The organism is Proteus faecis, from assembly GCF_030286765.1.
Classification (GTDB): Bacteria; Pseudomonadota; Gammaproteobacteria; order Enterobacterales; family Enterobacteriaceae; genus Proteus; species Proteus faecis.
This window is the reverse complement of sequence record NZ_JASVWV010000001.1, coordinates 768,227-781,010: the sequence shown is the minus strand read 5'-3', so window position 1 is coordinate 781,010 and position 12,784 is coordinate 768,227. Positions and strand designations below refer to the sequence as shown.

General features: G+C 40.7%; 9 protein-coding genes. All 9 read left to right on the top strand.

Going from position 1 to position 12,784, the window contains the following annotated elements; all coding sequences use genetic code 11:
* Window positions 1-25: 25 nt before the first annotated feature.
* The 9 genes from sdhC (at window position 26) to cydA (ending at window position 12,779) form a co-directional block, all read left to right on the top strand.
* Window positions 26-406: a succinate dehydrogenase cytochrome b556 subunit gene (sdhC, locus tag QSH13_RS03695; protein WP_129586864.1), complete on the top strand. Its 381-nt coding sequence runs from the start codon at window positions 26-28 to the stop codon at window positions 404-406.
* Entirely contained in the window at window positions 400-744 is a 345-nt protein-coding gene (gene sdhD / locus QSH13_RS03690; RefSeq protein WP_006537664.1) for a succinate dehydrogenase membrane anchor subunit, read from the top strand. Before sdhC ends, sdhD begins: the two co-directional genes overlap by 7 nt.
* Window positions 744-2,510 carry a succinate dehydrogenase flavoprotein subunit gene (sdhA, locus tag QSH13_RS03685; protein ID WP_006537663.1) on the top strand — a complete coding sequence of 589 codons (1,767 nt, stop codon included), beginning with the start codon at window positions 744-746 and terminating at the stop codon, window positions 2,508-2,510. The genes sdhD and sdhA overlap by 1 nt, the downstream gene beginning before the upstream one ends.
* A gap of 34 nt (window positions 2,511-2,544) precedes the next feature.
* Window positions 2,545-3,261, top strand: coding sequence for a succinate dehydrogenase iron-sulfur subunit (locus QSH13_RS03680; RefSeq protein ID WP_006537662.1), 717 nt, complete (start codon window positions 2,545-2,547; stop codon window positions 3,259-3,261).
* A gap of 245 nt (window positions 3,262-3,506) precedes the next feature.
* Complete coding sequence (sucA, locus tag QSH13_RS03675; protein ID WP_109398140.1) at window positions 3,507-6,311, top strand: 2-oxoglutarate dehydrogenase E1 component; 2,805 nt, start codon at window positions 3,507-3,509, stop codon at window positions 6,309-6,311.
* Between the two features lie 13 nt (window positions 6,312-6,324).
* Window positions 6,325-7,530, top strand: a complete 1,206-nt coding sequence (gene odhB, locus QSH13_RS03670; protein ID WP_109406493.1) for a 2-oxoglutarate dehydrogenase complex dihydrolipoyllysine-residue succinyltransferase — start codon at window positions 6,325-6,327, stop codon at window positions 7,528-7,530.
* Between the two features lie 161 nt (window positions 7,531-7,691).
* Window positions 7,692-8,858, top strand: a complete 1,167-nt coding sequence (gene sucC / locus QSH13_RS03665; protein ID WP_006537658.1) for an ADP-forming succinate--CoA ligase subunit beta — start codon at window positions 7,692-7,694, stop codon at window positions 8,856-8,858.
* On the top strand, window positions 8,858-9,727 hold the full coding sequence (gene sucD / locus QSH13_RS03660) for a succinate--CoA ligase subunit alpha (protein WP_006537657.1): 870 nt from the start codon (window positions 8,858-8,860) through the stop codon (window positions 9,725-9,727). Before sucC ends, sucD begins: the two co-directional genes overlap by 1 nt.
* A gap of 1,486 nt (window positions 9,728-11,213) precedes the next feature.
* On the top strand, window positions 11,214-12,779 hold the full coding sequence (gene cydA / locus QSH13_RS03655; RefSeq protein WP_072062916.1) for a cytochrome ubiquinol oxidase subunit I: 1,566 nt from the start codon (window positions 11,214-11,216) through the stop codon (window positions 12,777-12,779).
* The last annotated feature ends 5 nt before the right edge of the window (window positions 12,780-12,784 follow it).

Below are 12,784 nucleotides of genomic sequence, written 5' to 3'. Positions count from 1 at the left end.
AATTATAAAAGCTGTGTGGGCATAAATTGTGAAAAAACAAAGACCTGTCAATCTGGATTTACAGACGATACAGTTTCCACTCCCTGCTATCGCATCGATCTTGCATCGTGTCTCTGGGGTTATCATGTTAGTCGCAGTTGGTATCTTACTGTGGTTACTTGGTACTTCTCTCTCTTCTCCTGAAGGTTTTCAGCAAGCTGCTGAAATTATGACTGGTTTCTTCGCAAAATTTATTTTGTGGGGCATCCTAACGGCATTGGCGTATCACATTTGTGGTGGTATTCGTCATATGTTGATGGACTTCGGCTTTATTGATGAAACCTTGATTGTTGGTCGCAACTCAGCGGCTGCATCAATGGTTATTACCGTTATTTTATCAATATTGGCGGGGGTATTAGTATGGTAAGTAATTCTTCTACTTTAGGCCGTACTGGCATACAGGATTGGTTATTCCTTCGTGCTTCAGCCATCATTATCGTTTTATATGTTCTTTATCTTGTGGGATTTATTGCTACAACAGAAATAACCTATGAGGTATGGCGTGGGTTCTTTAGCTCATCCTTAACCAAAGTGTTCACCATCTTGACCTTGCTTTCTATTCTTATTCACGCGTGGATCGGAATGTGGCAAGTGTTAACGGACTATATTAAACCGCTGGCATTACGCCTGACTTTACAACTGATTATTGTTGTTGCGCTGTTGGTTTATCTTATTTATGGAACAATTGTGGTGTGGGGTGTGTAATGAATCTGCCAGTAAGAGAGTTTGATGCTGTTGTTATTGGTGCTGGTGGTGCCGGTATGCGTGCCGCTTTACAGATTTCTCAAATGGGTCTGTCTTGTGCACTGATTTCTAAAGTTTTTCCTACTCGTTCTCATACCGTTTCTGCTCAAGGTGGTATTACTGTTGCACTGGGTAATACCCATGAGGATAACTGGGAATGGCACATGTACGATACAGTAAAAGGTTCCGATTATATTGGTGACCAAGACGCTATCGAATATATGTGTAAAACCGGCCCAGAAGCAATTTTAGAGCTGGAACATATGGGACTCCCATTTTCTCGACTCGATGATGGTCGTATTTATCAGCGTCCATTTGGTGGTCAGTCAAAAAACTTTGGTGGTGAACAAGCTGCGCGTACAGCGGCTGCTGCTGACCGTACTGGGCACGCATTATTGCATACCCTTTATCAGCAAAATTTAAAAAATCATACAACCATTTTTTCAGAGTGGTATTCACTGGATCTCGTGAAAAACCAAGATGGTGACATTGTTGGTTGTACAGCAATTTGTATCGAAACGGGTGAAGTCGTTTACTTCAAAGCCAATGCCACTATTTTAGCGACTGGCGGTGCGGGGCGTATTTACCAATCAACCACAAATGCGCATATCAACACGGGTGATGGTGTGGGGATGGCAGTTCGCGCAGGTGTTCCTCTGCAAGATATGGAAATGTGGCAATTCCATCCAACGGGGATTGCGGGTGCAGGCGTATTAGTGACCGAAGGTTGTCGTGGTGAAGGTGGATATCTGTTAAATAAAGACGGTGAACGCTTTATGGAACGTTATGCACCAAATGCCAAAGATCTTGCCGGCCGAGATGTGGTTGCGCGTTCTATTATGATCGAAATTCGTGAAGGTCGTGGTTGTGATGGCCCTTGGGGACCTCATGCGAAATTAAAACTGGATCACTTAGGTAAAGAAGTTCTTGAGTCTCGTTTACCGGGTATTCTTGATCTTTCTCGTACTTTCGCACACGTTGACCCAGTTAAAGAACCAATTCCTGTTATACCTACTTGTCACTATATGATGGGGGGGATCCCAACCAAAGTGACGGGACAAGCTATTCGTGTGAACGAAAAAGGCGAAGATGTTGTTATTCCTGGGCTGTTCGCAGTGGGTGAAATTGCTTGTGTATCTGTTCATGGTGCAAACCGCTTAGGTGGTAACTCGCTGTTAGACCTCGTTGTATTTGGCCGTTCAGCGGGAGTGCACTTAAAAGAGTCACTGATGGAACAAGGTACAATGCGTGATGCGAGCGATTCTGATATTGAAGCAGCATTAACTCGCTTAAATCGCTGGGAAAATAACCGTTCTGGTGAAGATCCAGTTGAAATCCGTAAAGCACTGCAATCTTGTATGCAACATAACTTCTCGGTATTCCGTGAAGGTGATGCAATGGCAAAAGGCTTAGAAGAACTGAAAGTGATTCGTGAGCGCTTACAAAATGCACGACTGGATGATAATTCAAGTGAATTCAATACACAGCGTATTGAATGCTTAGAGTTAGATAACTTGATGGAAACGGCTTATGCCACAGCGGTATCTGCAAACTTCCGTACAGAAAGTCGTGGCGCTCATAGCCGTTTCGATTTCCCAGAACGTGATGATGCGAACTGGTTATGCCATACATTATATCAACCGCAAACCGAAACAATGACACGACGTGAAGTCAATATGCAGCCGAAACTGCGTGAAGCTTTCCCACCAAAAGTGCGTACATATTAATTAGCGGTGTTATTGAAGTTGCGGAGACTTAAATATGAAACTTGAATTTTCGATTTATCGTTATAATCCCGACGTTGATAATGCGCCGCATATGCAAGATTACACCCTCGAAGTTCCTGAAGGGCGTGACATGATGCTGTTGGATGCATTAATTCAATTAAAGGAAAAAGATCCTACCTTATCGTTCCGTCGTTCTTGTCGTGAAGGTGTTTGCGGCTCTGATGGTGTGAACATGAATGGTAAAAATGGTTTGGCTTGTATCACACCTATTTCATCTTTACAGAAAGGAAGTAAGAAAATTGTGATCAGACCGTTACCTGGTTTACCAGTGATTCGTGATTTAATAGTGGATATGACTCAGTTCTATACACAGTACGAGAAAATTCGTCCGTATTTAATTAATAATGGCAAGAATCCTCCTGCTCGTGAGAACTTACAGTCACCAGAACAGCGTGAAAAGCTTGATGGGCTTTACGACTGTATCCTTTGTGCTTGTTGTTCAACCTCTTGTCCGTCATTCTGGTGGAATCCAGATAAGTTTATCGGACCTGCCGGACTGTTAGCGGCTTATCGTTTCTTGATTGATAGTCGTGATACAGAAACTGAATCTCGTCTTGATGATCTTAATGATGCGTTCAGTGTGTTCCGTTGTCATGGCATCATGAACTGTGTCAGCGTATGCCCTAAAGGACTTAATCCAACAAAAGCGATTGGTCATATTAAGTCAATGTTATTAAAACGTAGTGCATAAAATAATAACCGCCCTAAAATAATTAGGGCGGTTAATGGAAAAACTAAGTTAGGCGTTTGCGGTAAAAATAGTAAGGCACCTTTAAATACTGTAAGACAGTACTTAAAGGTTCCTTGAGAGCTAAAGCTCCATATTTAAAGAACCTGCGAGATAGCGGGTCATAAGAGAACCTTGCAATCGACACCGTTTAATCACGGTATTAGTTATCCACGGCGAACTAAAGCTGTATAGCTTAAGGGATCATAATGCAGAACGGCGCAATGAAGGACTGGCTAGAATCAACCTTTCTAGCAGGAGAGAATCAGTCTTACATAGAAGATATCTATGAAGACTACCTAACTGACCCAAACTCTGTTGACGAAAGTTGGAGAGAGATTTTTCAACAACTGCCCGCAAGTCAAGGCATAGAGCAGTCGCATTCACAAACCCGCGACTACTTCAGACGCCTCGCAAAAGAATCCACTCGATATCATACCTCGGTAAGCGATCCGGCAATGGACTCAAAACAAGTGAAAGTTTTGCAGCTCATCAATGCCTTCCGTTTTCGTGGTCACCAAAACGCTAATCTCGACCCGCTTGGTTTATGGAAACAAGAATCTGTGCCAGATTTAGATCCAGCTTTCCATAATCTAACTAAAGAAGACTTTGAAGAAACCTTCAACGTCGGTTCTTTTGCTATCGGCAAAGAAACGATGAAATTAGGTGATTTATATGAAGCCCTGAAACGCATTTACTGTGGTTCAATCGGTGCTGAATATATGCATATCACTAATACTGAAGAAAAACGCTGGATACAACAACGTTTAGAATCAGTGAATGTTGCAGACCAATTCACTAAAGAAGAGAAGTTACGCTTCCTGACAGAGCTAACTGCAGCTGAAGGTTTAGAGCGCTATTTAGGGGCTAAATTCCCAGGTGCAAAACGCTTCTCTTTAGAAGGTGGTGATGCATTAGTTCCAATGCTAAAAGATTTAATTCGCCATGCCGGTAAACAAGACACTCGTGAAGTCGTTCTTGGTATGGCGCACCGTGGACGTTTAAACGTTCTGGTTAATATCCTAGGTAAAAAACCGGCTGATTTATTTGATGAATTTGCGGGTATTCATAAAGAACATTTGGGAACAGGTGACGTTAAATATCACCAAGGTTTCTCATCTGATTTTGCGACTGAAGGTGCTCAAGTTCACCTCGCATTAGCTTTTAACCCATCTCACCTAGAGATTGTTAGCCCAGTTGTAATTGGTTCTGTTCGTGCTCGTCGAGATCGCTTAGATGAAGCGCGTAGTAATATGGTTCTTCCTATCACTATTCATGGTGATGCGGCTGTGACAGGTCAAGGTGTTGTGCAAGAAACCCTGAACATGTCTCAAGCGCGTGGTTATGAAGTAGGTGGTACCGTTCGTATTGTTATCAATAACCAAGTTGGTTTTACGACTTCAAATCCAAAAGATGCCCGTTCAACACAATACTGTACTGATATTGTGAAAATGGTTCAGGCACCAATTTTCCACGTTAATGCTGATGATCCTGAAGCGGTAGCTTTTGTCACTCGCTTAGCATTGGATTTCCGTAATACCTTTAAACGTGATGTTATGATTGATCTCGTTTGTTACCGTCGCCATGGTCACAACGAGGCGGATGAGCCAAATGCGACTCAGCCTCTGATGTATCAAAAAATCAAAAAACATCCGACACCACGTAAAATTTATGCGGATAAACTGGTTGCTCAATCATTGCTTGATGCCAATGATGTGACAGAGATGGTTAATCTCTATCGTGATGCCTTGGATCGTGGTGATTGTGTTGTTGAAGAGTACCGCCCAATGGGTCTGCATTCTTACACATGGGAACCATATTTAAATCACGAATGGAATGAAGAGTATCCACATAAAGTAGAGAAAACGCGTTTACAAGATTTAGCGCGTCGTGTGAGTACCGTTCCTTCAGAAATCGTGATGCAGTCTCGAGTTGAGAAAATTTATGCTGACCGTGCTGCTATGGCTGAAGGAGAGAAACTACTCGACTGGGGTGCGGCAGAAACATTAGCGTATGCAACTTTAGTTGACCAAGGTATCACCATTCGCCTTTCTGGTGAAGATGCGGGACGTGGTACATTCTTCCATCGTCATGCAGTTATTCATAACCAAACAAATGGCTCTGTTTATGTACCATTAGCCAATGTTCATAATGCTCAAGGACAATTTAATGTCTGGGATTCTGTATTAACAGAAGAAGCAGTGCTTGCATTTGAATATGGTTATGCCACAACAGAACCTCGTGGTTTAACAATTTGGGAAGCACAATTTGGTGACTTCGCAAACGTTGCTCAAGTAGTTATCGACCAATTCATTAGCTCTGGTGAGCAAAAATGGGGTCGTATGTGTGGTCTAGTCATGTTGTTACCACACGGTTATGAAGGTCAAGGTCCAGAGCACTCCTCTGCACGTTTAGAACGGTATCTGCAACTGTGTGCAGAACAAAATATGCAGGTTTGTGTGCCGTCAACTCCGGCTCAGGTTTACCATATGTTACGCCGCCAAGCGTTACGTGGTATGCGTCGCCCACTTATTGTAATGTCACCAAAATCACTGTTACGTCATCCATTAGCGGTTTCTGCGTTAGATGAATTAGCAAATGGTAAATTCTTACCGGTCATTGGTGAAATTGATGATTTAAAACCTACTGATGTGAAACGTGTTGTGATGTGTTCCGGTAAGGTTTACTACGATTTATTAGAACAGCGTCGAGCCAATGAGCAAAACAACGTTGCCATTATTCGTATTGAACAACTGTATCCATTCCCACACGAAGATATTGCGCAAATTCTCGCACCTTATGCACATGTAAAAGAGTTTATTTGGTGTCAAGAAGAGCCACTAAATCAAGGTGCTTGGTACTGTAGTCAGCATAACTTCCGTGATGCTATTCCAGCAGGCGCAACATTACGTTATGCAGGACGTCCTGCATCAGCCTCTCCAGCAGTTGGTTATACCTCTGTTCATCAGGAGCAACAAAAAGCTCTGGTTGAAGACGCACTGAAAGTTGAATAAATAAGGATAGAAAATGAGTAGTGTAGATATTCTAGTACCGGATCTCCCTGAATCAGTTGCTGACGCATCAGTCGCAACTTGGCATAAAAAACCTGGTGATAGCATTCAACGCGATGAAGTGCTGGTTGAAATTGAAACAGATAAAGTTGTTTTAGAAGTACCTGCAAGTGAAGCAGGTGTTTTAGAAAGTATTCTTGAGGAAGAGGGCGCTACTGTTGGTTCACGCCAATTGCTAGGTCGTATTCGTTTAGGTGATAGCACTGGCATTCCTGCTGATGTGAAACCTGCTCAAGATAGCACGCCAGCACAGCGCCAAAGTGCGGATATTGCTGCAAAAGACAATAATGATGCTTTAAGTCCAACAGCACGTCGCTTAGTGGCTGAACACGATATTAACCCTGCGGATGTGAAAGGTAGCGGTGTAGGCGGACGTTTAACTCGCCAAGATATCGAAGGTCATGTTGCGAATAAATCAACTGCACAACCCGTTGCAGAGGTTCCTCAAGCACCATTATCTCACCGTAGCGAAAAACGTGTACCAATGACACGTTTACGTAAACGTGTAGCAGAACGTTTATTAGAAGCGAAAAACACCACTGCAATGTTGACAACGTTTAACGAAATCAACATGCAACCAATCAAAGATTTACGTGCTCAGTATGGTGAAGCATTCGAAAAACGTCACGGTGTACGTTTAGGCTTTATGTCTTTCTATATTAAAGCGGTTGTTGAAGCCCTGAAACGTTATCCAGAAGTGAACGCTTCTATTGATGGCACTGATGTGGTTTATCACAACTACTTCGATATCAGTATTGCGGTATCCACACCGCGTGGTCTGGTAACACCAGTATTACGTGATGCGGATGCAATGAGCATGGCTGATATTGAGAAAAACATCAAAGCATTAGCTGTAAAAGGTCGTGACGGTAAGTTAACTGTTGAAGACTTAACCGGTGGTAACTTCACTATCACCAATGGCGGTGTTTTCGGTTCATTAATGTCAACTCCAATTATCAACCCACCACAAAGTGCCATTTTAGGGATGCATGCAATTAAAGATCGCCCAATGGCAGTAGATGGTCAGGTTGTTATTCTACCAATGATGTATCTGGCTCTGTCTTATGACCACCGTTTAATTGATGGTCGTGAGTCTGTCGGTTTCTTAGTAACCGTTAAAGAGATGCTAGAAGATCCAGCTCGTTTATTACTTGATGTATAGGTAATAGATATCGCTTTTAGGCAGGAGATGCTCCTCCTGCCTACTTAGCAACAGACACAAGCATCAAAGAAGTACAGTGTGTTCGTGAAGCCAGATTTTACTGGCTTATAGTCAAAAAAATAAGAAAGCCCGACTTTCAACAAGATTATGGATAGAACATCATGAATTTACACGAGTATCAGGCAAAACAGCTTTTCACACGGTATGGATTACCAGCACCTGCTGGTTTCGCCTGCACCACACCGCGTGAGGCAGAAGAAGCTGCATCAAAAATCGGTCAAGGCCCTTGGGTCGTGAAATGTCAGGTTCACGCGGGTGGACGTGGTAAAGCTGGCGGCGTAAAAGTCGTTAAATCTAAAGAAGAGATCCGCGCATTTGCTGAACAATGGTTAGGCAAACGTTTAGTTACTTATCAAACAGACGCTAATGGTCAGCCTGTTACACAGATTTTGGTTGAAGCAGCAACTGATATTGCTAAAGAGCTTTATCTTGGTGCGGTTGTTGACCGTGGTACCCGTCGCGTTGTCTTTATGGCCTCAACAGAAGGCGGCGTTGAAATCGAGAAAGTGGCAGAAGAAACGCCAGAACTTATTCATCGCGCAATTATTGATCCACTGACAGGCCCTATGCCTTATCAGGGACGAGAATTAGCATTTAAACTGGGTTTAAAAGGCAAGCAAGTTAGTCAATTTGCTAAAATCTTTATGGGATTAGCCTCTATTTTCTTAGAGCGCGATCTTGCTTTAATCGAAATTAACCCGCTGGTTATTACTAAAGAAGACGATCTGATTTGTCTTGATGGTAAATTAGGCGTAGATAGTAACGCGTTGTATCGTCAACCAGAAATGCGTGAAATGCACGATCCTTCACAAGAAGATCCTCGTGAAGCACAAGCTGCACAATGGGAACTGAACTACGTTGCATTAGATGGCAACATTGGTTGTATGGTTAATGGTGCAGGTTTAGCGATGGGAACAATGGATATCGTTAAACTTCATGGTGGCGAGCCTGCAAACTTTCTTGATGTTGGTGGTGGTGCAACAAAAGAGCGCGTAACTGAAGCATTTAAGATTATTTTGTCAGATGAAAATGTCAGTGCTGTATTAGTCAACATTTTCGGCGGTATTGTGCGTTGTGATTTGATCGCAGACGGTATTATTGGCGCAGTTGAAGAAGTTGGCGTTAATGTTCCAGTGGTTGTTCGTCTTGAAGGAAACAATGCAGAGTTAGGCACGAAAAAATTAGCGGATAGTGGATTAAACATTATCGCTGCTAAAAGCTTAACTGATGCCGCGAAACAAGTTGTTGCAGCAGCGGAGGCAAAATAATGTCTATTTTAATCGATAAGAATACCAAAGTAATTTGCCAAGGTTTCACTGGTAGCCAAGGAACATTTCACTCTGAGCAAGCTATTGCTTATGGTACACAAATGGTCGGTGGTGTTACGCCAGGCAAAGGCGGGACGACTCACTTAGGCTTACCTGTATTCAATACAGTACGTGAAGCGGTTGAAGCAACGGGTGCAACGGCAACAGTTATCTATGTACCGGCACCATTTTGTAAAGATTCAATCTTAGAAGCAATTGATGCAGGCATTAAATTAATTATTACTATTACTGAAGGTATTCCTACGCTGGATATGCTGACGGTTAAAGTGAAATTAGATGAAGCTGGCGTGCGTATGATTGGTCCTAACTGCCCAGGCGTTATCACTCCAGGTGAATGTAAGATTGGTATTATGCCTGGTCACATTCACTTACCAGGTAAAGTAGGTATTGTATCTCGTTCAGGTACATTAACTTATGAAGCGGTTAAGCAAACAACAGATGTTGGCTTAGGTCAATCAACCTGTGTTGGTATCGGTGGTGACCCAATTCCGGGTTCTAACTTTATTGATATTCTGAAGCTTTTCCAAGAAGATCCACAAACAGAAGCGATTGTAATGATCGGTGAAATTGGTGGTACAGCGGAAGAAGAAGCGGCTGCTTATATCAAAGATCACGTTACTAAACCTGTTGTTGGCTATATTGCTGGTGTAACAGCGCCTAAAGGCAAACGTATGGGACATGCGGGTGCAATTATTGCCGGTGGTAAAGGCACTGCAGACGAGAAATTTGCTGCTCTTGAAGCTGCTGGTGTGAAAACTGTCCGTAGCTTAGCTGATATCGGTGAAGCAATTAAATCACTGATCAAGTAAGTAACAATTCTGTTAATAATTTCAGATTAACACTATCTAAAATGCCAGCTTCCAAAAAAGAAGCTGGCATTTTTATTTCTAGTTTCATTTAACAGCTTATATTAATAGCTAGTATTGTAATTAATGCATCAATACCTTGCCTAAATTTATACTAATAAATTGTTTTATATTGGTTTTTTCTAAAATTGATCTGGATATGAAAACGCATTTTTCTATTTATTTACTTTATTGTAGAGCCTAAAAATAATGATAAAAACCATGAATAAGTCTCTTGGATTGTTAAAAATAATATTTTAAATACGTGTTTTGAATCAAAGAGTGTCATCTAGAAAAAATGAACATCTGTTTTATGCTGTTTTCAAGACCAGGTTTTTCTATAAATATCGTAATAATTAGCGTTAAATTTATACAAGGATCATGCTGTAACGCCGATTTTTACTAAGAAGATAAGACAGTTAAACATGCTAATGAATGCGTAATGAAGAGGGGGAGGTAAGCTCTTTGATAGAAAAAATATCTTCCTATTATACTAAAATATCAAAATGACGATTAAAGGTGGATTATGTTCTATTTATCGTTATAAGAATTGATAATAAGAAGTTGATAGTATCTTGAAGAACACTTAGTTTAAATAAGAAAATAAAATAAAAAAATCTTCGTTTTTTTTCTCACACCGTTCAATGAAATGACTTGCTATAATTATCTATCTTATTAATTTATTTATGTTTATTTCTTTTTTTGTGTTAATGGCTATTTTGCGTTTTGTCAGTTAAATACAGATTTATTGCACTTCGTTTATTTAGAATAAAAAAGGACTATAAAAAAATAACATTAGGAATCAATAAGCAAGATTAGACTTTTCATATATCTTTATTAGATAAAATAATTGAGAGTATTTTTTATATTTACATTTTTGTAAATTTTAACTTATTAATTAATAGATTATTTTTTTTAAATATTTATTATTTACCTGCAAAAAAATCAAATTGATATTAAAATTAATAAAACACAATTAAATGTGTTTATTTTTAAGTCTTTTATGAAAATAAAAAGTTAATTTTATTATGGAAGTTATGAGGAGGTAAATAATACTCAAAAACAAAAACAACATTGCATTAACACTATGGTAACTATTGGGTAATTTATTCGCAACTAGTTAACATTAAAGTGTTTTTTTGATGTGGGTCAAGTTATTAATTGTGGAAAAAATTTCTGAATATGCTTAAATTGGCACACGATCAAATATGCTGTTACAAACCTAAAAGTCGTATTGTTGACCTAAGCTCAGAATTCAAATCTGGGTCACGCAAAATATATTTATTATATGTAAATATAAGCGTACTATTTGTAAGGTATTGTGTTTTTGGTCTTTAATATTCGTTGTTGTTTTTAGAGGCATTTATTGCTGGTAGTTATGAGGCTTTATAATTTAATAAAGTCGGGTTGCCGCAAGTCGGTGTCTTCCTGCTAGGAGCAAGGAGTCAAGATGTTTGATATTGTCGAACTGTCACGGTTACAGTTTGCCTTAACAGCAATGTATCACTTCCTGTTTGTCCCATTAACGCTGGGTATGGCGTTTATGCTGGCAATCATGGAAACGATATATGTTCTGTCGGGTAAACAAGTTTACAAAGATATGACAAAGTTCTGGGGTAAGTTATTTGGTATTAACTTTGCTCTGGGTGTCGCAACTGGGTTGACCATGGAGTTCCAATTTGGTACTAACTGGTCATATTTCTCTCATTACGTCGGTGATATCTTCGGTGCACCTTTAGCAATCGAAGGTTTGATGGCGTTCTTCTTAGAATCAACTTTCGTCGGATTGTTCTTCTTTGGCTGGGATCGCTTAGGTAAGAAGCAACACTTGATGGTAACTTGGTTAGTTGCTTTCGGTTCTAACTTCTCTGCTTTATGGATCCTTGTTGCGAATGGTTGGATGCAAAACCCTGTCGCTGCAGACTTCAACTTTGAAACCATGCGAATGGAAATGTTGAGTTTTGCTGATCTGGTTTTAAACCCTGTCGCTCAAGTTAAATTTGTTCACACCGTTGCTGCTGGTTACTGTACTGGTGCATTCTTTGTTCTGGGTATCAGCTCTTACTACCTGCTCAAAGGTCGTGATATTGGTTTTGCAAAACGTTCTTTCGCAGTTGCTGCTACTTTTGGTATCGCAGCTGTATTATCTGTTATCGTGCTGGGTGATGAATCTGGTTACGAAATGGGTGACGTACAGAAAACCAAATTGGCTGCAATTGAAGGTGAATGGCATACAGAACCCGCTCCAGCTGCATTTAATCTGATTGCATTCCCTAATCAAGAAAAAATGGAAAACTCGTTCGCATTACAAATCCCTTATGTCATGGGTATTATTGCAACGCGTTCTTTCGACACACCTGTATTAGGTCTTAATGATCTGATGAGTCAGCACGAAGTTCGTATTCGTAATGGTATGAAAGCTTACGAATTATTAAGCGAATTACGCGCAGGTAATACTGATCCTGCTATTCGTGCAGCATTTAATGATGCTAAACAAGATTTAGGCTACGGCTTATTACTGAAGCGTTATACTGATAAAGTTGTTGATGCAACAGAAGAGCAAATCAAATCTGCTGCAAAAGACACTATTCCTAATGTCGCACCATTGTTCTGGTCGTTCCGTATCATGGTCGCTTCAGGCTTCCTGATGTTACTAGTTGTTGCGATTTCCTTCTGGACAGTTCTGTCTAACCGCATTGGTAACTATAAATGGTTACTGCGTGCTGCTCTGTTTAGTATTCCATTACCATGGATCGCAGTTGAAGCAGGTTGGTTTGTTGCAGAATATGGACGTCAACCATGGGCGATTGGTGAAATCCTGCCTACGGCTGTAGCAACTTCTTCATTGACACAGGCTGATATCCTAGTATCTATGGGACTTATCTGTGGTCTGTATACACTGTTCCTAATTGCTGAAATGTTCCTGATGTTCAAATTTGGTCGTCTTGGGCCGAGTAGCCTGAAGACGGGTCGCTATCACTTTGAACAGAAGACAGCTTCTTCTCAAAGTAAGTAACACAG